This window comes from Cupriavidus sp. FW216-B1 (genome assembly GCF_058789195.1).
In genome coordinates, this window is sequence record NZ_JBYTEL010000021.1 from 1 (window position 1) to 23,674 (window position 23,674).

Genomic DNA, 23,674 nt, shown 5'->3' on the forward strand with positions numbered 1-23,674 from the left:
GCCTACTTTCTTTTCGGGGAAAAGAAAGTAGGTCGCTCCGGGGGAGCGAAAGCCTTTGACTTTGACTTTGACTTTGAAGTTGACGTTAAGAAGTTGAATTTGACTTTGAAGTTGACTTTGAATTTAAGCCTTTGACTTTGAAGTCAAACCTTTGAATAAAAAAACCCAAAAATCAAAAAACCCCCCTCTCCGCCAGATTGCGGTACAGCGCCCGCACACCGAAGGCCCAAGGCGCAATCTCCGTACTCAACCTCACTGTATTGACCAACGCGCCAAGCGCGGGCGCCGAGATCGTCACCACATCACCGAGATGATGCGTGAAGCCGGCGCCCGGCGCATCGCGATCCTTGATCGGCGAGAACATGGTGCCGAGGAACAGCATGAATCCGTCCGGATACTGGTGATGCGCCCCGCAGGTCTGCGCGACCAGATCGGCCGGATCGCGGCTGATCTCTGCCATGTGGCTCACGCCTTCCAGCACGAAGCCGTCGTCGGCGCCTTCCACCCGCAGCGACACGTTGGCGTGGCGCACGCTGTCCAGCGTGAAATGCCCATCGAACAGCCGCACGAACGGGCCGATCGCGCATGAGCCGTTGTTGTCCTTGCACTTGCCGAGCAGCAGCGCGGAGCGGCCTTCGATGTCGCGCAGGTTGACGTCGTTGCCCAGCGTGGCGCCGACCGGCTGGCCGGCGGCGTTCACCGCCAGCACGATCTCCGGTTCCGGGTTGTTCCACACCGAGGCCGGATGCAGGCCGACGTCGGCGCCGAAGCCGACCGCCGACATCGGCTGCGATTTCGAGAACACTTCGGCGTCGGGGCCGATGCCGACTTCCATGTACTGCGACCACGCGCCGCGCCGCTCGAGTTCGGCCTTGAGCCGCCGCGCGGCTTCGGAGCCGGGCTTGATCTTCGACAGGTCCGCGCCGATCAGCGCGGCGATGGTCTCGCGCACGTCCCGGGCGCGCGCGGGGTCGCCGCCGGCCTGTTCCTCGATCACGCGCTCGATCAGGCTGACCGCGAAGGTCACGCCGCACGCCTTGATGGCCTGCACGTCGCACGGCGCCAGCAGCCGCGTCGCGTTGCCGGCGGCGCCGGGCGCGCTGGCGGCCAGCAGCGCCGCGGCCGGGCCGAGCGCCTCGCCGGGCGCGTGGCGCACGATGTCCGCCGCGTCGGCGCGGTCGAACAGGTCGGCCGTGGTCGGCACGGCGGCGGTGATGTCGAACGCTTCGCCGCCGCGCACGGCGACCACGCAGGGGCCTTCGTGAGCGCCGGCGCGGCGCCAGACGCGCCCGGCCAGCAGCGCCTGATCGAGGTCGTCGGGCAGGCAGCGCAGTGTGTCGGCGGGGCTCATGACAGGGCCGCGCGCGGGCGCGGTGCGAAGGTCCTGGGCAGGCCGGCGCGCGCGATGGCGCCGGTGAACGGCTCGCCGGGCAGCCACGCGGCCAGCGTCTCGCGCATTTCGCGCAGCGCGTCGAGGTCGATGCCGGTGTGCAGGCCCTCGGACTCGAGCAGGAACACGGTGTCCTCGGTATTGATGTTGCCGGTCGCGTTGGGCGCGAACGGGCAGCCGCCGAGGCCGCCGAGCGAGGCGTCGAAGCAGCGCACGCCGGCGTCGAGCGCGGCGATCACGTTGGCCAGCCCCAGCCCGCGCGTGTCGTGGAAGTGGCAGGCCAGCGGCACCTCGCCGGCCAGCGCGCGCACCTTGCGCATCAGCGCGCGCACCTGGCCCGGATGCGCGTAGCCGACCGTGTCGGCGATGGTGATTTCCTCGGCGCCGGCTTCCAGCAGCGTCTCCACCAGCGCCAGCACGGTGCCTTCGTCCACCTCGCCGGCGATGGTGCAGCCGAACGCGGTGGCCACGCCGGCGCCCAGCACCACGTGCCGGCCGCTTTCGTCGCGCGCGGCCACGATGCGGGCGAAGTCCTCGGCGGACTCGGCCGTGGTGCGCCGGACGTTCTTCAGGTTGTGCGCGTTGCTGGCCGACAGCACGTAGTGGACCTTGGGCAGGCCGGCCTCGAACGCGCGCTGCGCGCCCTTCAGGTTGGGCACCAGCGCGGCGGCGTGCAGGCCGGGGATTGCCAGCGCGCCGCGCGCCACCTCGCCGGCGTCGGCGAACTGCGGCACCACCTGCGGCGGCACGAACGAAGTCACCTCGATCTCGGTGCAGCCCGCGGCCACCATGCGCGCGCACCATGCGAGCTTCTGCGCCGGCGTGAGGATGGTGCGCACCATCTGCAACCCGTCGCGCAGGCCCACCTCGCGGACCTGCGCCGTGTCGTTTGTCGTCATGACTGTCTTCTCTGTCCCGTTACCGTGATTGCGATTGACCTGCTATACCGCGGCGCTGGCCGGCGCGGCGTCGTCCGCGGCCCGCGCGCCGCCATCGGCCGGCGCGGCCAACGGCGCGGAGGAGGTGCGCGGGGCGAACACGATCGCGGCGATGGCGCCCAGCACCATCAGCAGCGAGATCGCGCCGAGGCCGCCGGCCATGCTGTTGGTCAGGGTCTTGATCGAGCCGATGATCATCGGGCTGACGAAGCCGCCCAGCAGCCCCACGCAGTTGATGACGGCGATGCCGCCGGCCGCGCCGCTGCCGCGGATGTAGTCGGTGGAGATGGCCCAGATCAGCGGGTTCGGCGCCAGGATGCCGGCCGTGGCCACCGACAGCGCCACCAGCGACAGCACCAGGTTGCCGTTGATGAGGCCGGCCGCGAACAGCCCCGCCGCGCCGCACAGCATGGCGAGGGCGCAGTGCCAGCGCCGCTCCATGGTGTGGTCGGAGTGGCGGTTCAGCGCGATCAGCGCCACCCAGCTCACGAAGTAGGGGATCGCCGAATAGCAGCCGATCTCCAGCGGGCTGGACACGCCCGAGCTCTTGATCAGCGTGGGCAGCCAGAAGCCGATGGCGAACACGCCGGCGATCTGCGTGAACCAGACGAAGCCCATCACGTACACGCGGAAATCGGTGAGCGCGCGCCCGAAGGTGTGCTCGCTGTGGGTCTCGCTCACCGCCGAGCTGCGGTGCAGGTCGCGGGACACCAGAGCCTTCTCGCCGTCGCTGAGCCAGCGCGCCTCCTGCGGGCCGTTGTCGAGGTAGAAGATGGCGAGGATGCCCAGCACCGTGGCCGGCAGCCCCTCGACGATGAACATCCACTGCCAGCCCTGCATGCCGTGCGCGCCGTCGAAGTGCGTCATCAGCCAGCCCGACAGCGGCCCGCCCAGCAGCCCGGCGATGCCGGTCGCGCAGGTGAAGATGGCGATCACCTTGGCGCGCCGCTCCACCGGGTACCAGCGCGTCAGGTAGAAGATCACGCCCGGATAGAGCCCGGCCTCGGCCAGCCCGAGCAGGAAGCGGATGGTGTAGAGGTGCGCGGGCAGCGTGACGAAGGCCGTGGCGGCGGCGATCAGGCCCCACAGGATCATGATGCGCGAGAAGGTGCGCTTGACGCCGATGCGCGCCAGCAGCAGGTTGCTGGGCACTTCCATGAGCACGTAGCCGACGAAGAAGATGCCGGCGCCGATGCTGTAGGTCAGGTCGCTGAAGCCGACGTCCTGCTTCATGTCGAGCTGCGCGATGCCGATGTTGATGCGGTCGAGAAAGGCGAACACGTAGCACAGGAACAGGAACGGGATCAGCCTGAGCGTGATCTTCCTGTAGGTGCTCTGAGCCTGCGGGTCGCCGAGGCTGGCGCTGTTGTGGTTCATCGTTGTCTCCTCCGGTCGGTGCCGGCTGTTGCTTGATGATGCTCCGGCGGCGCCCGGTGGCGCCGCCGTGGGCCGGCCGGTCATGGCCGGCCGGTGTTTCCTGCCTTGCGCGTCAGCACCCCCTGAACGCCGGCTGGCGCTTCTCGTTGTAGGCGCTGATGCCTTCCAGGCGGTCCGCGGTCGGGATCAGGCGGTTGTACGCCTCGATCTCGACGAACAGCCCGGTGTGCAGGTCGCTCTGCATGCCGAGGTCGATCGCCTTCTTGGCCTGCGTGACCGACAGCGGCGCGCTGGTGCAGATGTCGCGCGCCGCGTCGATGGCGTCGGCCAGCACGCGGTCCGGCTCGCTGAGGTGGTTGACCACGCCCCACGCCAGCGCCTGCTCCGCGCTGAAGCGCGCGCCGCGGAAGATCAGTTCCTTGGCGCGCCGCGTGCCGATGGTACGCGGCAATTGCTGGGTGCCGCCGCCGCCCGGCATGATGCCGCGCTTGACCTCGGTGAAGCCGAACACGGCGGTCTTCGACGCGTAGGCGAAGTCGCAGGCCAGCAGCAGCTCCAGCCCGCCCGCCACCGCCGAGCCGTTGGCCGCGCAGATCAGCGGCAGCGGGCAACTGGTGATGGCGCGGTTCATGCGCTCGAACAGGTAGTGCTGCGCGCCGAACTGCGCGTCGGTCATGCCTTCGCGCTGCTTGAGGTCGGCGCCGCCGCAGAACGCGCGTTCGCCGGCGCCGGTCAGGATGGCGCAGCGGTACAGCGACGGGTCGGCCTCGAGCGCGCCGAACACGCGCAGCAGCTCGTGCCCCATCGGCGTGCTGATGGCGTTGGAAACCTGGGGCCGGTTGAGCTGGATCACGAGTATCTGTGCGTCGATCTCTTCGAGCCGCAGGGTGTCCAGCGGCGCGGGGCCGAGGTGCGATGCGATTTTCATGGTGTCTCCTGTTGCAGGTGCGCGGGCACGTGCGTGCCCGCCAGCAGATGATTGTGTTCGCCGAGCTTCGGCGTGCGTCCGGTGGCGGCCGGGCGCTGGCCGCCGAACGAGACCGGCAGGCCGACCACGGTGGCGGCGCCGTCGTCGGTGGTGCGCAGCAGGTCCAGCGCCTCGGTCTGCGCGTGCGCGACCACCTGGTCGAGGGTCTGGATCGGCCCGCACGGGATGCCGGCGGCGTCGAGCGCGGCCAGCCAGTGCGCGCTGCCGGCGCGCGCGAACGCCTCGTGCAGCAGCGCGATCAGCTCGGCGCGGTGGCTCACGCGCGCGCCGTTGGTGGCGAAGCGCGGGTCGTCGGCCAGCGCGTTGGTGCCGAGCACCTCGCACAGCCGGCGGAACAGGCGGTCGTTGCCGGCCGCCACCATGATGGTGCCGTCGGCGCAGGCGAACGCCTGGTGCGGCACGATGGCCGCGGTGCCCGAGCCCCAGCGCCCGGGCAGCACGCCCGAGGCGAGGTAGTCGGCGATCTGGATGCCGCCCCAGGCGATCGCGGTCTCGTACAGCGACACCGAGACGATCTCGCCCGCGCCGCTGGCCTGGCGCCGGAACAGCGCCGCGAGCACGCCGATGGCGGCCCACAGCCCGGTGCCCATGTCGTTGACCGACACCGGGATGCGGCTCAGCGGCTCGCCGGGGCCGCCCATGAAGCTCATCAGCCCGGCCACGGCCTGCACCAGCGGGTCGTAGCCCGGCTTGTCGCGCCACGGCCCGCTGCTGCCGAACGCGCCCAGGTTGCAGTACACCAGCGAGGGCTTGTCGCGCAGCATGGCCTCGGCGCCCAGCCCGTATTTCTCGGTGCCGCCGGCCTTGAGGTTCTGCAGCACGACGTCGGCGCGCTCGCGGATCAGCTCGCGCAGCCGCGCGGCCTGCTCCGGGTCCGACAGCGACATCGCGATGCTGGCCTTGCCGTGGTTGACGGCGTGGAACAGCGCCGCGGCGCCGTCGACGAACGGCGGGCCCCAGTCGCGCGCGTAGTCGCCACCCTGCGCGCTTTCGATCTTGATGACCTCGGCGCCGAGCGCGCCGAGGATCATGCCGGCATAGGGCGCGGCCAGGCTGTGGCCGATCTCGACCACGCACACGCCCGCCAGCGGCAGCGGCCGGTCCATGTCCGCCGCGGCGCTCATTGGTCCGCCACCGCCAGCGCGGCGTCTGCGCCGGTTTCCTCGGCGGGCGCGCCGGCGCCTGCGCCGGTGTTGACGCGGTAGAACTCGCGCGCGGCCTGCGCGCTGACGTAGCCGTCGGCCACGTCGGCCAGCACGCGCTCGCGCTCGCGCTCGAGCGGGTCGCCGTAGCCGCCGCTGCCGGCCGGCTGCACCACCACGCGGTCGCCGCGGTAGACCACGGTCTGGCCGCCCTTGGCCGGCACCTTGTGCTCGCTGCCGTCGGCGCGGCGCACGGTGCACTGGAAGCGCGTGCCGGGCAGGCCGCCGAAATGGCCCTCGGGCGCCGAGCGGCCGCGCTCGCCGGACACCGTGAAGGTGGCCTCGTCGTAGGCCACGCGGTAGACGCGCCGCGAGGTCAGCCCGCCGCGCCGGCGGCCCGCGCCGCCGCTGTCGGTCACCAGCGACCATTCCTCCACCGTCAGCGGCGAGGTGCGCTCGATCATCTCGACCGACTGGCTGCCCGCGTTGCCGACGTAGACGCGGATGCCGCTCACGCCGTCCTTGCCGGCGCGCGCGCCCATGCCGCCGGCGTGCACGTCATGCATGGTGACGAAGGGCTGGCCGGTCTGCCGCACGCGCTGCGCGTCGGTGTCGCGCCCGCTGAAGATGCCGGCGCACGACGCGCAGTTGCTCTGCCCGGTGATGCGCTCGGGTACCGCCGGCGCCAGCGCCTTGAGCAGCAGGTCGATCACGCGCGGCGAGGTCTCGGTGTTGCCCGACACCACCGAGGCCGGGTACTCGCAGTTCAGCACGCTGCCCGGCGGCGCGATGATGGTCACGGGCCGGTAGCAGCCCTGGTTGATGGGGATGCTCAGGTCGGTCAGCGCCTTGACCGTGAACCACGTGCTGTTGCAGGTGACGGACAGCGGGCAGTTGATGCCGCCGCGCACCTGCGCGCCGGTGCCGCTGTAGTCGAAGGTGATGTGGTCGTCCTCGACCGTGATCCTGACCTTGAGCAGCGGGCGCTCCTGCTTCCAGCCCGGCGCCTCGATCGGGTCGAGGTATTCCTCGGCCTCGTACACGCCGTTGGGGATGCGGGCGATCTCCGCGCGGATCAGCTTCTCCGAATGGTCCAGGCTCTGGCGCATCACGTCGCGCAGCGCCTCGGCGCCGTACTTGCCGACCAGGTCGGCGATGCGGCGGTCGCCGACGAAGGTGCCCGCGTACTGGGCCTGGATGTCGAGGATCAGCTCGTGCGCGTTGCGGCTGTTGCGCGTGAGGATCTCGAGCATGTCGCGCACCGGCTCGTCGTTGCGGTACAGCAGCACCGGCGGGATGCGGATGCCCTCGGCGAACACGTCCCAGGTGGTGACGGTGTAGCTGCCCGGGGTCTGGCCGCCGATGTCGGTCCAGTGGCCGCGCGTCATCACGAAGGCGACGATCTTGCCGTCGACGAACACCGGGCGCGTGAACTGCACGTCGGGCTGGTGGTTGCCGCCGCCGACGTAGGCGTCGTTGCTGACGATCACGTCGCCGGGGCGCAGGTTGTCGCGGCCGATGGTCTCGACCGACACGCGCGTCGAGATGACCGCCGAGCCCAGCATGGTGGGGATGTCGTTGCCCTGGGCGACGAGCTGCATGTCGGCGTCGAAGATGGCCGCCGAGGAATCGCCGCTGGCGTGCATCAGCGGGCTGCCCGCGGTGCGCATCATGGCGATCTTCATCTCCCGCGCGATGGCGAAGAGACTGCTGCGGATGATTTCGTAGGTAACAATATCCATGAGTCAGGCTGCCAGTTCGATCACAAGATTGAGGTCCGAGTCCACGCGCGCCGTGTGCGACGCCTTGAGCACCGCGCAACTGCTGTGCTCCTCGATCACGGCCGGACCCTCGATGCACGCGCCGACCGGGATCTCGTTGCGCGCGAACACCGGCAGCGTGCGCACGCCGCCGTCGAAATACACGTCGCGCGTGCGCACCGCGCGGGCCTCGCCGAGGCCGTCGGGCTGCGTCACGCCGCCGCGCCAGCCGGTCGCGGTGATCAGTTGCAGGCGCAGGTTGGCCACCACCACGGGCTTGTCCTTGCTGATGAAATTCCACTGCCGCTGGTGCGCCGCCTCGAACTCGCGCGCCAGGCTCTCGCACAGGCCCGCTTCGCCGTCCTGCACGGCCACGGTGATGACGTCGGGCTGGCCGGCGTAGCGGCAGTCGGCCAGGCGCACCGCGCGCACGTCGCGCGGATCCACGCCGTGGCGGCGCAGCTCGTCGGTGCCGATGGCGAGCAGGTCGTCGAGCTCGCCGGACAGGCGCGCGTCGTCGCACTGCGCGAGGTCGCACTCGACCGGGCTCTGGTAGTCGTACTGCTGGTCGGCCACGGTCATGCCGAAGGCGCTGAACAGGCCCGGCAGCGGCGGGATCACCACGCGGCGGATGCCCATCTCCTGCGCCAGGTCGACCGCGTGCACGGGGCCCGCGCCGCCGTAGCAGATGTAGGAGAACTCGCGGGGATCGTAGCCGCGCTCCACGGTCATGATGCGGATCGCCTGCGCCATCAGCGCGTTGGCCACCGAGCGCACCGCCTGCGCGGCCTCGGGCACGCTCATGCCGAGCGGGCGGGCGATGACCTCCTCGACCACGCGCCAGGCCGCCTTGGCGTCGAGCTGGAATTCGCCGCCGAGGAAGTTGTCGGGGTCGATGTAGCCGAGCACCAGGTTGCAGTCGGTCACGGTGGCGTGCTTGCCGCCGCGGCCGTAGCAGGCCGGGCCGGGATCGGCGCCGGCGCTGGCCGGCCCGATGCGCACGCCGCCGCCGGCGTCGATCCACACGATCGAGCCGCCGCCCGCGCCGACCGAGTCGATGTCGATGCTGGGCGAGCGCACGGTGTAGGTGTGCAGCAGGCTCTTGTTGCGGATCTCGGGGCGGAATTCGCGGATCAGCGACACGTCGAAGGTAGTGCCGCCCATGTCGCCGAGGATGGCGTTGCGCAGCTCGCTCTTCTCGCAGTTGCGGATCGCCGCGCTGACGCCGCCGGCCGGGCCGGACTCGAGCAGCACGATGGGCCGGTCGGCCACCATCGCCGGGCTGGCCAGGCCGCCGTTGGACTGCATGAAGAGGAACTTGCCGGCGAAGCCCAGCTCCGCCAGCGCATCGGTCAGGCGGCCGATGTAGCGCCCGCACACCGGGCCCAGCATGGCGTTGATCACGGTCGAACTGGCGCGCTCGTACTCCATCGCCTCCGGGTTGACCTCGTGCGAGGCGCTGATGAAGCGGCCCGGCAGCAGCCGGCGCAGCGTGTCGACCACGGCGCGCTCGTGGGCCGGGTTGACGTGCGCGTGCAGCAGGCACACCGCCACCGCCTCGACGTCCGAGGCGCGGATGCGCTCGGCGATCTCCACCAGCTCGTCGTGGTCCAGCGGCGTCTCGACCTCGCCGTCGTAGCGCAGGCGCTCGGTGACTTCGAGGCGCCAGCGGCGCTCGACCAGCGCGCGCGGGTTGTCGAACAGCAGATCGTAGAGGTCGGCGCGGTCATGGCGCGACACGCGCCGCAGCTCCAGGATGTCGCGGAAGCCGCGCGTAGTGACCAGCGCGGTTTTCGCGCCGGTGCCCTCGACCACCATGTTGGTCGCCATCGTGGTGCCATGGCCGAGGAAGGAGACGTCGGCGCTGGCCGTGCCCGAGATCTCCAGGATCTTGCGAAACCCCTCCACGGTGCCGACCACGCGGTCCTTCGGCGTGGTCGGCACCTTGGTCGACCAGATGCGGCCGGTGTCGTCGTCCACCATCACCACGTCGGTGAAGGTGCCGCCGACGTCGATTCCAATTCTTCTCACTTTGCCTATCTCCATTTGCTGGCATCTCGATGCGGAACTCGCGGCTCCCGTCGCAGTCAGTCGGGGAACCGTTCGCGCTGCGGTGCAGCATCGCCGCATGCTGTCGCGCCGTCCGGCCAGCGGCCACGTGTTGGGCTATGATCGGCCGCTGGATCGCTGCCGCGCGCCGCGCTTTCGCGCCGGCGGCTGCCGATGCTGCAATGTAGAAGGCACGGGCAGCGTGCAGATAATGAAAACTTCCGATCACGTGAGACAGTGGAGTTATATCGGTGATAACCAGTATCGATGCGATCCTGAGGAGACTGCGCGGCAATCACATCGCGCTGCTGATCGCGCTCGACGACCACGGCTCGCTGCGCAAGGCGGCCAACCAGGTGTCGCTGTCGCAGCCGGCCACCACCAAGTCGCTGCGCGAGATCGAGGCGATGTTCGGCGCCGACCTGTTCGCGCGCTCGCCGCGCGGCATCGTCGCCAATGAGATGGGCCGCTGCGTGATCCGCCACGCGCGCGTGATGCGCGCCGAGGTCGGCGCGCTGCGCGACGAGCTCGCCGCGATCATGCGCGGCGGCGGCGGCACGCTGGCCGTGGGCGCGGTGATGGGATCGGTGCCGGTGTGGCTCACGCCGATGCTCAAGACCCTGCGCGAGGTGCAGCCCGATATTTCGGTGGAAGTGTGGGAAGACAACAGCGCGCGGCTGCTGTCGATGCTCGACCAGCGCCTGCTCGACCTGGTGATCGGCCGCCCCAGCGTCAGCGTGCATCCCGACGCCTACGACTTCGTGCCGCTCGATACCGAGGAAGTGTGCTTCGTGGTGGACGGCGCTGACCCGCTCGCGCGCGATCCGTCCATCACGCTGGCCGACATCGCCGCCAATCCGTGGATCGTGCCGCAGGCCACGCTGCCGATGCGCTCGCTGCTGGAGCAGCTGTTCGAGGACGGCGGCCTGCCGTTCCCGCGCTACGCGATCGAGACCTCATCGACGTTCGCCACGCTGTCGCTGCTGCGCTCGGGCGCGGGCACGGTCGGCCTGATGCCGCTCAAGGTGGCGGAGTATTTCGCGGAGTACGGCCTGATCGCCATCCTCGCCATCCCGGTCGAGCGGCGCGGCCCGCCCTACGGCATCGCGACGCGGCGCGGTTCCACGTTGATGCAGCCGGTGCAGAAGTTCATCGACTTGTGTCTGGAGCGCGGTGCGGTGCGGTGAGGCGCGCCTTCACCACACCCCAAAAAACACCCCCGCCTGCTTATGGACGTTGGTCTTCGCCGCGACCTCCTCGCTGGTGACGGTGGTGCGCGGCTTGAGCGTGCAGAACCACGCGAGCAGATGCGTGCGCATGGCGGAGCGCACGGGCTCGAAGCCGGCGTCGGCGCCGAGGTCGAAGAACTCGTCGGGATCGTTTTCGAGGTCGAACAACTGCGGGCGGAAGCCTTGCCAGTGCACGTATTTCCAGCGCGCGTCGCGCACCATCCAGGCGCGGCATTCGCCGGGGTGCCGGCCCAGCGCCACGCGCGCGCCGCGGTAGGCGTAGTCGAGTTCGGAGACGACGAAGCCGCGCCACGCGCCGCGGCCGTCGCCTGCGCGCGCCTGCGTGAGGTCGAGCAGCGAGCGGCCTTCGACGCGGTGGTCGGCGGGCGGCAGGCCGAGCGCGTCGAGCACGGTGGGCACCACGTCGACGGCGCTGACCATGCGCGCGTCGGCGCTGCCGCGCGTGGCGTCGGCGGCGGGCGCGGGGTCGTAGACGATCAGCGGGATCTTCTGCACGGTGTCGTAGAACTGCTCTTTCTCGCCGAGCCAGTGGTCGCCGAGGAAGTCGCCGTGGTCGGCGGTGAACACGATCAGCGTGTCCTGCCAGCGGCCCAGGCGCTCGAGCTGTTCCCATAGTTCGCCGAGGCGGTCGTCGATCTGCTGCACGAGGCCCTGGTAGGTCGGGCGCACGGTGTCGGAGACTTCGCGGCGCATGAAGTTGGCGCATTCTTCCTGCGTGCGGTAGGCGTCGAGCACCGGGTGCGGGTTCTCCAGTTCGGCGTCGTGGCGCCTGAGCGGCAGGCAGTCGTCGAGCGTGTAGGCGGCGTGATAGGGCGCGGGCGCCATGTAGGGCCAGTGTGGCTTGACCAGCGACAGGTGCAGCACCCACGGGTCGTCGCCGCGCGCGGCGATGTATTGCATGGCCTGCCCGACCGTGTACGCGGTTTCCGAATGCGGCTCGGCCACGCGCGCGGGCAGCCCGGCGTTGCGCATGTGCCAGCCGGAGACGATCTCGCCGCGCGCGTTCTCGGCGCTGATGACGTAGTCGGTCCACGGGTCGGCGCTGTCGTAGCCTTGCCGGCGCAGCCACCCGGCATAGGCGCCGCGCGGCTCGGCGTGGTGGCCGTCGTGGCGGTCGACCTCGACGAAGTGGCCGCTGCGCAGCAGCGTTTCCAGCTCGCTGCCGCCGTCGAGATGCAGGCGCCTGAGGTTGGCGTTGTCTGGCATGACGTGGGTCTTGCCGGCCAGCGCGAGCGCGCGGGCGCTGTCCTTGAGGTATTCGCCGAGCGTGACTTCGCCGAGCGACAGCGGCACGCGGTTCCAGGTGGCGCCGTGGCTGCTCGGGTAGCGTCCGGTGTAGAAGCTCATGCGGCTCGGTCCGCAGACGCCGGAGGTGACGAAGGCGCTGGTGAAGCGCACGCCGCGCGCGGCGAGGGCGTCGATATTGCGCGTGCGCAGCGTGGGATGGCCGTAGCAGCCCAGGTGGTCCTGGCGCAGCTGGTCGCACATGATGAAGAGCGTGTTGCGGGCGGTCATGGCAGCTTGAGGTCGGTTGGCGTGGGCGCTATGTGTATCGATGCGACGAATAACATGGGATCGAAACGTCCTGATGTTTTTCAGTCGCCCGTATAACCGGAGCTTTTCACCACCGGGCCCCAGCGGCTGGCGTCGGCCGCCAGCACCTTGGCGAACTGCGCGGCGCTGCCGCTCTGCGGCTCCAGCCCCAGCCTGAGGAAGCGCTCGCGCAGGTCGGGCGACCGCAGCGCCTGGACGATGGCCGCGTTGAGGCGGTCGAGCGTGGCCTGCGGCGTGCCGGCCGGCGCCAGGAAGCCGTAGCGGCCCACGCCTTCGATGTCCTTGTAGCCGAGCTCGGTAAACGTCGGCACGTCGGGCAGGGCGGCCGAGCGCTGCGTGCCGGAGCTGGCCAGCACGCGGATCTTGCCGGCGCGGTGCATCTCGGCCAGGTCGGCCAGCGTGTCGACCGAGGCCGGCACCTGGGCGCCGACCAGCGCGTTCATCAGCGGCGCCGAGCCGTTGAACGGCACGTGCAGCATCTCCACGCCGACCTGCTTGCCGAACAGCAGGCCGAAGAAGTGCGGGATGCTGCCGAGCGCGGGCGAGGCGTAGGAGTTGTTCTTGGCCGGGCTGGCCTTGAGCCAGTCGATGTATTCCCTGAGCGATTTCGCCGGCGTGCCGGGCCCGGCGGCCAGCGCGAGCTGGAAGTTGGCGATCTGCGCCACCGGCGCGAAGTCGCGCCGGAGGTCGTAGTTGAGCTTGCGGTAGACCAGCGGGGCGATGGTCATGACCGCCGAGTTGGCCACCACCAGCGTGTTGCCGTCGGCGGGCAGGCCGCGCGCGTAGTCCATCACCAGCCGGCCGCCGGCGCCGGGCTTGTTCTCGACCACCACGGTCTGCCCGAGCGTCTCGCGCAGCTTGTCGCCCACGAGGCGCGCGGCGAGGTCGGCGGTGCCGCCGGCGGGATAGCCCACCAGGATGCGCAGCGGGCGCTCGCCCTGGGCGAGTGCCGGGGCGGCCGGCGCGATGGCCAGCAGGGCGGCCGCGGCGGCAAGGGCGGGAACGAGGGAGGGAACGAGGGCGCGCAGCAGTCTGGCGAGGGTCACGGAGTCTCCTGTGGGGTCGGCGGCGGGCGCGGCGGGAGCAGCCCCGGGGCCGGCCAATTGATCGGTATGGCCGCGGCGCGCCAACGAAGGATTGCGCACATCGATCCGCGCCCGGCATGCCTTGCCCCGGCGCCGCCGGACCGTACCCGGCGCCGGCGCGGATGCCCCGCGGCGTGCCGGTTTCTGTGTGCCACGGACGCTAACACCGGCCCATATAATTGACAAAATCAACCAATTTTGCGGGTGCGGCATGAAGCAGGCCACGGACGATGGCGAAACGGGCGGCGCAGGCCGGCGCGGCGCGGACCCGGCCGACGGCGCGGACAACGGCGCGGACGATTGCACGGACAGCCCGGATAGCCGAGCCGACCACCCCGCCGACCCCGCCGACCCCGCCGACCCCGGCCACATCCTGCAGCATCCGGCCCGCCTCGCCGATTTCCTCAACTACCGTCTCTACCACCTGAGCCGCGTGGCGCTCAATGCCAGCGGGCTGCACCTGCGCGCCGCCGCCGGGGTGAGCCGGCGCGAGTGGCGCATGCTGGCCTTCCTCGGCGAGCAGCCCGGCACCCGCCTGACCGAGCTGGCGCGCAGCGCCGGGCTGGACAAGGTGCTGGCCAGCCGCGCCGTGCACGCGCTGATGGCGCGCGGGCTGGTGCGGCGCGACACGCGCGCGCAGGACCGGCGCGCGGCGGCCTTCGCGCTGACGGACGAGGGCGAGGCGGTCTACCGGCGGGCCTTCGATCAGGCGCGGGCGTTCAATGCCCGCCTGGCCGGGTGCCTGTCGGCGGACGAGGCGCGCGTGCTGGCGGACTGCCTGGCGCGCCTGCACGCCGAGGCGGAAGTCCTGCTGGCGCAGGCCGGGACGCTGCCGAGCAGCGTACCCATGCCTGCGCCGGCGCCGCCGGATTGGTGGCGCCGGACGTGAGGCGCCTGGCGGCGTCCCTTGCGCCGCCGCCGTTCAGCCCAGCTTGTCCAGCAGGCTGTACCACGCCACTCCCGCCGCTATATAGAAGCGCTGCAGGCCGTGCAGCGGGATCGGCGTCACCGGCGTGACCGGATAGGGGAACGGGTCCGGCTTGCCGGCGATGCGCGCCGCCATGTGCTTGCCCAGGCTGGTGCACAGCGCCACGCCCCGGCCGTTGCAGCCCAGCGCCACGGTCACGCCGGGCGCGGGCTCGTGCACGTGCGGCATGAAGTCGCGCGTGATGGCGATGCGTCCGCCCCAGCGGTACGCGTATTCGAGCGGGCCGAGCTGCGGGAACAGCAGCGCGAGCGAGCGCTCCAGGTGGGCGAAGTCCTGCGGGCCGCGCGGGTCGGCGAAGAAGCCGCGCCCGCCCATCAGCAGGCGGCCCTGCGCGTCCCGGCGGAAATACAGCAGCAGCCGTTGCGAGGTCGAGGCGGTTTCGCCGCGTGCCAGGATGTCCTGCGCTTCGGCGCCGCGCAGCGGGCGCGTGGCGACGATGAAGCTATTGGCCGACAGCACCGTCTGCGCCAGGCTGGGCCACAGCGCGCCGGTGTAGCCATTGGTGGCGATCACCACCTGCGCGGCGCTCACCTGCGCGCCGGTGGAGGTGGTCGCCACCCACTGCGTGCCTTGCCGCTCCAGCGCCGTGACCTGGGTGCCGCCGTGCACCGCGGCGCCGGCTTCTTGGGCCGCCCTGACCAGTCCGCGCGTGTACGCCAGCGGCTGCACCGCGCCCGCCCGCCCGTCCAGCCAGCCGCCGGCGAAGGCCTGCGTGCCCACGCGCCGGGCGACCTCGGCGCGCTCGAGCATCTCCACCGGCACGCCGCGGCGCGCCCATTGCGCGGCGCGCGCATGCATGGCCGGCAGCGCCGCCGACGAATAGGACAGCTGCAGCCAGCCGCTGCGCACCGGCTGGCAGTCGATGCGGTGGCGCGCGATCAGGTCGAACACCAGGTCGGCCGAGCGCGAGACCGCGTCGATGAGCGGCTCGGCCCGCGCGGCGCCGAGCATGCGCACCAGTTCGTCGGGATCGTACTTGAGGGTGGGATTGACCTGGCCGCCATTGCGCCCGGACGCGCCCCAGCCGGGCTCGCTGGCTTCGAGCACGCACACGCGCGCGCCGTGCCCGGCGAGGTGCAGCGCGGTGGACAGGCCGGTGAAGCCGGCCCCGACCACGAGCACGTCGGTGGCGAGCGATTCGCGCAGCGGCGGGGTTGCCGGCGCGGGCGGCGCGGTCGCGGCCCACAGCGAAGGCGGCAGGGGCGCGGCAACCCCGGCGCCGCCGCCGGTCAGCGTGGCCGCGCTCATGTTGCCGCTCCCGTGGTGGCCGCCGTGGCCGCCGTGGCCGTGACGGCCGCGGCGGGCTTGTGCAGCACGCGGCGCAGGAAGTCCTGCGTGCGCGGCTGGCGCGGCGCGCCCAGCACCTGCTCGGCGGTGCCTTCTTCGACGATGGTGCCGCTGTGCAGGAAGCACACGCGGTCGGCCACCTCGCGCGCGAAGCCCATTTCATGCGTGACCACGATCATGGTCATGCCTTCGCGCGCGAGATCGCGCATGACCTCGAGCACGTCGCCGACCAGTTCCGGGTCGAGCGCCGAGGTGGGTTCGTCGAACAGCATGGCTTCGGGCTTCATCGCCAGCGCGCGGGCGATCGCCACGCGCTGCTGCTGCCCGCCCGAGAGCTGGGCCGGCCAGGCGTGCGCCTTGGCGGCCAGGCCGACCTTCTCCAGCAGCGCCAGCGCCTCGCCGCGCGCCTTGTCGCGGCTTTCGCCCTGCACGTACACGGGTCCTTCCATCACGTTCTCCAGCACGCTGCGGTGGGGAAACAGGTTGAAGCGCTGGAACACCATGCCCATGCGGCTGCGCAGGTGGTGGATGCCCTTGCCGGCACGCTCGACGCGCTCGCCGAAGGCGAGGATCTCGCCGCCGTCATAGGACTCCAGGCCGTTGATGCAGCGCAGGACGGTCGACTTGCCCGAGCCCGACGGCCCGATCAGGCAGACCACCTGGCCGCGGTCGACGTGCAGGCCGACGCCGCGCAGCACGTGGTGGTCGCCGTAGTGCTTGTGCAGATCGTGGATGTGGATCATGTCTTCTTTCTCCCCGCGCCGAGGCGCCGCTCCAGCCGGCGCAGGCAGAACACCAGCGGCAGGCTCATCAGCAGGTACAGCAGGGCGACCAGCGTGTACACGGTCATGTTCTGGAACGTCGACGAGGCGATCAGCTGCCCCGCGCGCGTCATTTCCGCCACCGTGATGGTGGACACCAGCGACGAATCCTTGAGCATCATCACCAGCGTGTTGCCATAGGGCGGCAGCGCGATGCGGAAGGCCTGCGGCAGGATCACGCGGCGCATCACCAGCGCGGGGCGCATGCCCATCGCCTGGGCGGCTTCGCGCTGGCCCGGGTCGACCGCTTCGATGCCGGCGCGGAAGTTCTCCGCCTGGTAGGCCGAGTAGGCGATGCCGAGCCCGATCACGCCGGCCTGGAACGCCGTCAGGTGGATGCCGATGTCGGGCAGCACGAAGTAGATGTAGAACAGCTGCACGATGATGGGCAGGCCGCGGATCACGTTGATCACCGTCGCCGCGCCCCATGACAGCGCGCGCACCGGCGACAGCTTCAGCAGCGCCAGGGCCAGCCCGATGGCGCTGCTGAGCAGGAAGGCCAGCACCGTCACCTGCACGGTCACGATGGCCCCCTGCAGCAGGATCGGCAGGAAATCGCGCGCCTGCTGGAAGAAGTTGGCGGCTTCCATCGCGGCTCACATGCCCCATTTCTGCACGATGCCCGCCAGCGTGCCGTCGGCCTTGATCCGGGCGATGGCCTTGTTGATGCGGGCCAGCATCTCCGCGTCGCCCTTGCGCACCACCAGGCACACGTCGCCCACGTTGACCGGCTTGTAGCCGGCGGCCAGCTTCACGCCCTGGAAGGCGTTCTGGCGCAGCTGGTACGCGATGATGGGCTGGTCGCCGAGGCCGGCCTTGATGCGGCCCAGCGCCAGGTCGCGCGTCATGTCGGCGACCGAGTCGTAGCTGCGCACCTCCTTGAAGATGCCCTTCTTGTTGAGCATGTCCAGGAACACCGTGCCGACCTGGGCGCCCACCACCTCGCCCTTGAGTTCGTCGAGCGAGGCGTAGGGCTTGTTGTCGTCGCTCTTGACGATCAGCCCTTCGCCGTAGGAGTAGACCGGGTCGCTGAAGTCCACCACCTGCTGGCGCGCCGGCGTCTTGAGCATGGCGGCCGAGATGATGTCGATCTTGCCGGTGGTCAGCGACGGCACCAGCGCGGCGAAGCCGGTCTGCTGCACGTTGACGCCGAAGCCCGCCGCCTTGCCGACCGCGGTGACGGTGTCGATCATCATGCCCTGGATGGTGTTGGTCTTGACGTCCAGGAAGGTGAACGGCACCCCGGTGGCGGTGGCGCCCACGTTGTAGGCCGGCGGCGTGCCCTGGGCGCGGGCGGCCGGGAGGACGGAGAAAATGGTGCCGGCGGCGCACAGGATCAGTGCAGTGCGGCGCGAGATCGAAAAACGGGACATACGGACACTCCTGGCAGATGGGACAAAAAGGTGCCCAGGCGGGGGCAGCTCACGGCTTCATGCAACGAACATGCCAATTTTCAATTTTCATTGATCAAAAATTAATTGGTGTTAACAAGTAATTGCGCTTTAAGAATCGATATGCGATTCTTCGGCCTGATTCGTTACTGTCACCGCCATGCCCGCCTCCCCCCTGCCGTCCCCCGAAGCCGATGCAACGCCCAGCCTCCTGTTCAACCAGTCGCTGGAAAAAGGGCTGGCCGTGCTGCGCGCGTTCAGCGCCGAGCGCCGCACCATGACCATCGCCGACGTGGCCGAGGCCGCCGGCATCAACAAGAGTTCGGCCCAGCGCATGGTCTTCACGCTCGAGCAGCTGGGCTACCTGCGCCGGCATCCGCAGACGCGGCGCTACCAGCTCGCGCCGCGCGTGATGGAGATCGGCTTCAACTACCTGGCGGCCAATCCGCTGATCGAGGTGGCCAACCCCTTCCTGTCGGAGCTGACCAAGGTCACGACCGAGACCTCGTGCCTGACCGAGCCCGACCTGCTCGACATGGTCTACATCGCGCGGTTCGTCAGCGCGCATTTCGTGCCGGTGCACATGCCGATCGGCAGCCGCATCCCGATGTACTGCACGGCCTCGGGCCGCGCCTACCTGAGCGCGCTGCCGGAGGACGACGCGCTCGCCGCGATCGGGCGCGCGCAGCGGATCGCGCATACCGTCCATACCCGCACGCAGGTGGACGACATCCTGGCCGTGCTGCGCGAGGCGCGCCAGCGCGGCTACGCGGTCAACTGCGAGGAGCTGTTCCTGGGCGACATGACCATCGCCGCGCCGGTGATCGGCGGCAACGGGCGTCCGCTGGGCGCGGTGCACGTGGTCGCGCCCACCAGCCGCTGGACGCGCGAGGAAGCCGAGCGCAAGCTCGCGCCGCCGCTGCTGCAATGCGCGCGCGCCGTGAGCAGTTCGGTGCGCGCGCTGGGCTAGCGCGCCGCCGCGCGGGGCTGGCCGCCGGTCCCGGCCGCCGCCCTGCGCCGGCCATGCGCGATGCCGGGCCGGCGTACCCATGCCTGCGCCCGCCGCCGGCATGGCGGCGGCGCGGGGGCTCCTGGCGGGATGGCGGCCGCGCCCGGGCGCCGCGCAAGGCTTACACTCGAGACGTGGAGTCAGCGTGTGTCTTGCCGGGAGCCTGCCATGCCGCTTTTTCGCCGTCTTTCCCCCTTGCTGGCATCCGCCGCGGCGGCTGCCGTTCTGGCTTTCTCGCTCAGCGTCTGCGCCGCCCCGGCGGCCCGGGCCGCGCCGCGGCCGCCGGCCCCAGCGCAGGCGCTCACGCAGCAGGCGGTGGCCGCCTACGACGCCGGCGCCTTCGACGCCGCGCTGCGCGACTTCGCCAGGGCGGCCCAGCAGGGCAACCGGCTGGCGCAGTTCAACTACGCCATGATGCTGCTGCGCGGCGAGGGCACGCCGGTGCGCCAGCAGGAGGCGCTGACGTGGCTGCGCCGCGCGGCCGACAACGACATGACCCACGCCCAGTTCACCTTCGGCGAGCTGTACGAGCACGGCGACCTGGTGCCGCGCTCGCTCGAAGCGGCCAACACGTGGTACCGCCGCGCCGCCGAGGGCGGCCACGTGCAGGCCCAGGTGGCGCTGGCCACCAACTATTTCACCGGGCGCGGCGTGGCGCGCGACTACGGCCAGGCCTTCGCGTGGTACAGCCGCGCGGCCGCCGCCGGCGACGGCGACGCGCAGTACATCGTCGCCAGCTACTACGAGCGCGGCGAGCCCGGCGTGGTGGAGAAGGACATCGAGCAGGCCAAGATCTGGTACGCGCGCTCGGCCTCGCACGGCGATCCCGGCGCGCTGGCCAAGCTGCGCTCGCTGCTCGAGGAGGGGCTCAAGGCCAGGCAGCAGGCCGGCGGCATGTAATGACGGCGTAGTCTGGCTATGCTCGCATGGCGGCATGCCACGCCGGCGGCGGCCGGCGGTGGCGTATTCCGGCCGCCGCGCCCGGTTCCCGGGCGGCGGGGCGGTACAACTCTTGCTTACGAGAAACGGCACAAATACTGCGCCAATGGGAGGCCTTTGTGGCAACGCACGTCGCACTGAATCACGTCACCCACTACCGGTATGACCGGCCGGTGAAGCTCTCGCCGCAGGTGGTCAGGCTCCGGCCCGCACCGCACTGCCGCACCCCGATCCTTTCCTATTCACTGCGCATCGAGCCCGAGCAGCATTTCATCAACTGGCAGCAGGACCCGTTCTCCAACTACCTGGCCCGGCTGGTCATCCCCGAGCCGACGCGCGAGTTCAAGATCACCGTCGACCTGGTGGTCGAGATGGCGGTCTACAACCCGTTCGACTTCTTCCTCGAGCCCTACGCCGAGGCCTTCCCGTTCCGCTACGACGCGGGCCTGGCGCACGAGCTGGCGCCCTACCTGGTCAAGGGCGAGGCGACGCCGCGCTTCGCCGCCTTCGTCGACAGCATCCCGCGCGCGCCCCAGCGCACCATCGATTTCCTGGTGGGCCTGAACCAGCGCCTGCAGCACGACATCCGCTACCTGATCCGCATGGAGCCGGGCGTGCAGACGCCGGAGCAGACGCTGGCGTCGGGCGCCGGCTCCTGCCGCGACTCGGGCTGGCTGCTGGTGCAGACGCTGCGCCACCTCGGGCTGGCGGCGCGCTTCGTGTCCGGCTACCTGCTGCAGCTCACGCCCGACGTGAAGGCGCTCGACGGCCCCAGCGGCGCCGAGGCCGACTTCACCGACCTGCACGCCTGGTGCGAGGTCTACCTGCCCGGCGCGGGCTGGATCGGGCTCGATCCCACCTCCGGCCTGCTGGCCGGCGAGGGCCACATCCCGGTGGCGTGCACGCCCGAGCCCGGCAGCGCCGCGCCGGTCAGCGGCGCGGTGGACGAGAGCGAGGTGGAGTTCCACCACGAGATGTCGATCACGCGCGTCTACGAGTCGCCGCGCGTGACCAAGCCCTATACCGAGGCACAGTGGCAGGCGGTGGCCGGCGTGGGCGCCGAGGTCGACCGCCGGCTCGAGGCGCAGGACGTGCGCCTGACGATGGGCGGCGAGCCCACCTTCGTGGCGGTCAGGGACCGCGACGGCGCCGAATGGAACACCGACGCGCTCGGGCCGACCAAGCGCGGTTATGCCACCGAACTGGTGCACAAGCTGCGCGACCGCTACGGCAAGGGCGGTTTCCTGCACTTCGGCCAGGGCAAATGGTATCCGGGCGAGCAGCTGCCGCGCTGGGCGCTGTCGATCTGCTGGCGCGCCGACGGCCAGCCGTGCTGGCAGGACCCGTCGCTGTTCGCCGACGAGCGCGAGCCGGGCAACTACAGCGACGCCGACGCGCGCCGCTTCCTCGACCGCCTCGCCGGCACGCTCGGCCTCGACTCCGCCTTCGTGCAGCCGGGTTATGAAGATGCCTGGTACTACCTGTGGCGCGAGCGGCGCCTGCCGGTCAACGTCGATCCGCTGGAGTCGCGCCTGGACGACGAGATGGAGCGCATGCGCCTGCGCCGCGTGTTCGGCGCGGGGCTGGCGCAGGTGACGGGCTACGTGCTGCCGCTGCGCCGCGCCGGCGAGGAGGATGCGCCGGCCCTGCACGGCCAGCGCTGGATCAGCGGCCCGTGGTTCTTCCGCGACGACCGCATGTACCTGTTGCCCGGCGATTCGCCGATGGGCTACCGCCTGCCGCTCGACGCGCTGCCCTGGGTCAGCGAAGCCGACTACCCGTGGCAGTTCGACCAGGACCCGTTCGCGCAGCGCGCGCCGCTGCCCACCGGCGCGCAGTTGCGCGCGCAGTGGCCCGGGCCGGGGTCGACGGGCGCGGAAGGGGCGGGCGGCGCGGTTGGCGGCGCAGCTGGCGGGACAACTGGCGGGACAACTGGCGGAGCCGCCGCCGACGGCACGCCCGGCCGGCACGCCGCCGCGATCCGCGCCGGCACCGCCGCCTTCAGCGCGCGCGGCGGCGCCGCGCCGGCCGGCACGGGCGCCTTCGCCCACGGCGCGGCGGACCTGGCGCGCGTGCCCGCGCGCGGCGAGTCCGCGGGCTGGATCACGCGCACCGCGCTGTGCGTGGAGGTGCGCCATCCCAGCCGCGCGGCCGGCCCCAAGGCCGAGCTGGCGGCCGCCGGCGACAAGCGCGGCATGCTCTACGTCTTCATGCCGCCGCTGACGGTGCTGGAGGACTACCTGGAACTGCTGGCCGCGGTCGAGTCCACCGCCGCCGCGCTGGGCGTGAAGATCGTGCTCGAAGGCTATCCGCCGCCGCGCGACGCGCGCCTGAAGCTGCTGCAGGTCACGCCCGACCCCGGCGTGATCGAGGTCAACATCCATCCCGCCGCCAACTGGGACGAGCTGGTCGACCATACCGAATACCTCTACCAGGCCGCGCACGAGACCTACCTGAGCAGCGAGAAGTTCATGGTCGACGGCCGCCACACCGGCACCGGCGGCGGCAACCACTTCGTGCTGGGCGGCGCCACGCCGGCCGACAGCCCGTTCCTGCGCCGCCCGGACGTGCTGGCCAGCCTGATCGCGTACTGGCACAACCATCCCTCGCTGTCCTACCTGTTCTCGGGCCTGTTCATCGGCCCGACCAGCCAGGCGCCGCGCGTGGACGAGGCGCGCAACGACCAGCTCTACGAGCTGGAGATCGCCTTCGCCGAGCTGCAGCACCAGCTCGACCGCCTGGGCAGCACGCAGGGCGGCATCGGCGGCGGCGCCTACATGCCGCCGTGGCTGGTGGACCGCACGCTGCGCAACATCCTGATCGACGTCACCGGCAACACGCACCGCAGCGAGTTCTGCATCGACAAGCTCTACTCGCCCGACGGCCCCACCGGGCGCCTGGGCCTGCTGGAGCTGCGCGCGTTCGAGATGCCGCCGCACGCGCGCATGAGCCTGGTGCAGCAGCTGCTGCTGCGCGCGCTGGTGGCGCGCTTCTGGCGCCAGCCGTACCGCACGCGCCTGACGCGCTGGGGCACCGAGCTGCACGACCGCTTCCTGCTCGGCACCTTCGTGCAGATGGATTTCGACGACGTGCTCAGCGAGATGCGCGAGGCCGGCTTCGCCTTCGACAACGCCTGGTTCGCCCCGCACTTCGAGTTCCGCTTCCCGCGCGTGGGCGAGCTGTCCGCCGGCGGGCTGCACCTGACGCTGCGCAGCGCGCTCGAGCCCTGGCACGTGATGGGCGAGGAAGGCAGCGCCGGCGGCACGGTGCGCTACGTGGATTCGTCGCTCGAGCGCCTCGAGGTGCGCGTGCTGGGCATGAACGAGAGCCGCCACGTGGTCACGGTCAACGGCCGCGCGGTGCCGCTGCAGCCCACCGGGCGGGCCGGCGAGTACGTGGCCGGGGTGCGCTACCGCGCCTGGGCGCCGCCGTCTGCGCTCCACCCCACCATCGGCGTGCACGCACCGTTGACATTCGACGTAGTGGACAGCTGGATGGGGCGCAGCATCGGCGGATGCCGGTATCATGTCTCGCATCCGGGCGGGCGCAACTACGAAACCTTCCCGGTCAATGCCTACGAGGCCGAGAGCCGGCGGCTGGCGCGCTTCTTCACGCTCGGCCACACGCCGGGCGCGATGCGCGTCGAGACGCCGGCGCGCAGCCTCGAGTTTCCGTTCACGCTGGACCTGCGGCAACGCTGATCCGC

General features: G+C 71.0%; 18 protein-coding genes. 5 read left to right on the plus strand and 13 right to left on the minus strand.

The window, feature by feature from the left end; genetic code table 11:
* Positions 1 to 172: 172 nt before the first annotated feature.
* The 7 genes from AC3WXD_RS28605 to AC3WXD_RS28635 form a co-directional block, all read right to left on the minus strand.
* Positions 173 to 1,351: a fumarylacetoacetate hydrolase family protein gene (locus AC3WXD_RS28605; RefSeq protein WP_492325161.1), complete on the minus strand. Its 1,179-nt coding sequence runs from the start codon at positions 1,349 to 1,351 to the stop codon at positions 173 to 175.
* Positions 1,348 to 2,289 (minus strand): hydroxymethylglutaryl-CoA lyase, encoded by a 942-nt coding sequence (locus AC3WXD_RS28610; protein ID WP_020205653.1) that lies wholly within the window; start codon positions 2,287 to 2,289, stop codon positions 1,348 to 1,350. Before AC3WXD_RS28610 ends, AC3WXD_RS28605 begins: the two co-directional genes overlap by 4 nt.
* Positions 2,290 to 2,331: 42 nt before the next feature.
* Positions 2,332 to 3,705 (minus strand): MFS transporter, encoded by a 1,374-nt coding sequence (locus AC3WXD_RS28615; protein WP_059416121.1) that lies wholly within the window; start codon positions 3,703 to 3,705, stop codon positions 2,332 to 2,334.
* A gap of 112 nt (positions 3,706 to 3,817) precedes the next feature.
* Positions 3,818 to 4,633, minus strand: a complete 816-nt coding sequence (locus AC3WXD_RS28620; protein WP_492325162.1) for an enoyl-CoA hydratase-related protein — start codon at positions 4,631 to 4,633, stop codon at positions 3,818 to 3,820.
* Complete coding sequence (locus AC3WXD_RS28625; RefSeq protein ID WP_492325163.1) at positions 4,630 to 5,817, minus strand: CaiB/BaiF CoA transferase family protein; 1,188 nt, start codon at positions 5,815 to 5,817, stop codon at positions 4,630 to 4,632. The genes AC3WXD_RS28620 and AC3WXD_RS28625 overlap by 4 nt, the downstream gene beginning before the upstream one ends.
* Positions 5,814 to 7,577, minus strand: a complete 1,764-nt coding sequence (locus AC3WXD_RS28630) for a hydantoinase B/oxoprolinase family protein (protein WP_020205657.1) — start codon at positions 7,575 to 7,577, stop codon at positions 5,814 to 5,816. Before AC3WXD_RS28630 ends, AC3WXD_RS28625 begins: the two co-directional genes overlap by 4 nt.
* A gap of 3 nt (positions 7,578 to 7,580) precedes the next feature.
* Positions 7,581 to 9,626: a hydantoinase/oxoprolinase family protein gene (locus AC3WXD_RS28635; protein WP_020205658.1), complete on the minus strand. Its 2,046-nt coding sequence runs from the start codon at positions 9,624 to 9,626 to the stop codon at positions 7,581 to 7,583.
* Positions 9,627 to 9,895: 269 nt separating this feature from the next.
* Here AC3WXD_RS28635 and AC3WXD_RS28640 point away from each other — a divergent pair, with 269 nt between their 5' ends.
* Complete coding sequence (locus AC3WXD_RS28640; protein ID WP_020205659.1) at positions 9,896 to 10,831, plus strand: LysR family transcriptional regulator; 936 nt, start codon at positions 9,896 to 9,898, stop codon at positions 10,829 to 10,831.
* Positions 10,832 to 10,840: 9 nt separating this feature from the next.
* On the opposite strand, the gene AC3WXD_RS28645 is transcribed toward AC3WXD_RS28640, so the two are convergent.
* Together AC3WXD_RS28645 and AC3WXD_RS28650 are read right to left on the minus strand one after the other, a co-directional pair.
* Entirely contained in the window at positions 10,841 to 12,409 is a 1,569-nt protein-coding gene (locus tag AC3WXD_RS28645; RefSeq protein ID WP_492325164.1) for a sulfatase-like hydrolase/transferase, read from the minus strand.
* Positions 12,410 to 12,489: 80 nt separating this feature from the next.
* Positions 12,490 to 13,425: a Bug family tripartite tricarboxylate transporter substrate binding protein gene (locus AC3WXD_RS28650; protein ID WP_492325206.1), complete on the minus strand. Its 936-nt coding sequence runs from the start codon at positions 13,423 to 13,425 to the stop codon at positions 12,490 to 12,492.
* A 319-nt stretch (positions 13,426 to 13,744) separates the two neighbouring features.
* Here AC3WXD_RS28650 and AC3WXD_RS28655 point away from each other — a divergent pair, with 319 nt between their 5' ends.
* Positions 13,745 to 14,422, plus strand: a complete 678-nt coding sequence (locus tag AC3WXD_RS28655) for a MarR family winged helix-turn-helix transcriptional regulator (protein WP_492325165.1) — start codon at positions 13,745 to 13,747, stop codon at positions 14,420 to 14,422.
* A 33-nt stretch (positions 14,423 to 14,455) separates the two neighbouring features.
* Here AC3WXD_RS28655 and AC3WXD_RS28660 read toward each other — a convergent pair whose 3' ends face one another.
* From AC3WXD_RS28660 to AC3WXD_RS28675, 4 genes are read right to left on the minus strand one after another with little or no spacing between them, the layout of a single operon-like run.
* Complete coding sequence (locus AC3WXD_RS28660) at positions 14,456 to 15,769, minus strand: NAD(P)/FAD-dependent oxidoreductase (protein WP_492325166.1); 1,314 nt, start codon at positions 15,767 to 15,769, stop codon at positions 14,456 to 14,458.
* On the minus strand, positions 15,766 to 16,551 hold the full coding sequence (locus AC3WXD_RS28665) for an amino acid ABC transporter ATP-binding protein (protein WP_492325167.1): 786 nt from the start codon (positions 16,549 to 16,551) through the stop codon (positions 15,766 to 15,768). The genes AC3WXD_RS28660 and AC3WXD_RS28665 overlap by 4 nt, the downstream gene beginning before the upstream one ends.
* Positions 16,548 to 17,219: an ectoine/hydroxyectoine ABC transporter permease subunit EhuD gene (gene ehuD, locus AC3WXD_RS28670; RefSeq protein WP_020205665.1), complete on the minus strand. Its 672-nt coding sequence runs from the start codon at positions 17,217 to 17,219 to the stop codon at positions 16,548 to 16,550. The genes AC3WXD_RS28665 and ehuD overlap by 4 nt, the downstream gene beginning before the upstream one ends.
* Before the next feature lie 6 nt (positions 17,220 to 17,225).
* Complete coding sequence (locus AC3WXD_RS28675; RefSeq protein WP_020205666.1) at positions 17,226 to 18,002, minus strand: ABC transporter substrate-binding protein; 777 nt, start codon at positions 18,000 to 18,002, stop codon at positions 17,226 to 17,228.
* A 178-nt stretch (positions 18,003 to 18,180) separates the two neighbouring features.
* Between AC3WXD_RS28675 and AC3WXD_RS28680 the strand changes: the two genes are divergently transcribed.
* The 3 genes from AC3WXD_RS28680 (at position 18,181) to AC3WXD_RS28690 (ending at position 23,669) form a co-directional block, all read left to right on the plus strand.
* The gene (locus tag AC3WXD_RS28680; protein WP_020205667.1) at positions 18,181 to 18,990 is read left to right on the plus strand and encodes an IclR family transcriptional regulator; all 810 of its coding nucleotides are present in this window, start codon (positions 18,181 to 18,183) and stop codon (positions 18,988 to 18,990) included.
* Between the two features lie 207 nt (positions 18,991 to 19,197).
* Positions 19,198 to 19,929, plus strand: coding sequence for a tetratricopeptide repeat protein (locus tag AC3WXD_RS28685; protein WP_043367174.1), 732 nt, complete (start codon positions 19,198 to 19,200; stop codon positions 19,927 to 19,929).
* A gap of 158 nt (positions 19,930 to 20,087) precedes the next feature.
* Entirely contained in the window at positions 20,088 to 23,669 is a 3,582-nt protein-coding gene (locus AC3WXD_RS28690) for a transglutaminase family protein (RefSeq protein ID WP_492325168.1), read from the plus strand.
* Positions 23,670 to 23,674: the final 5 nt, after the last annotated feature.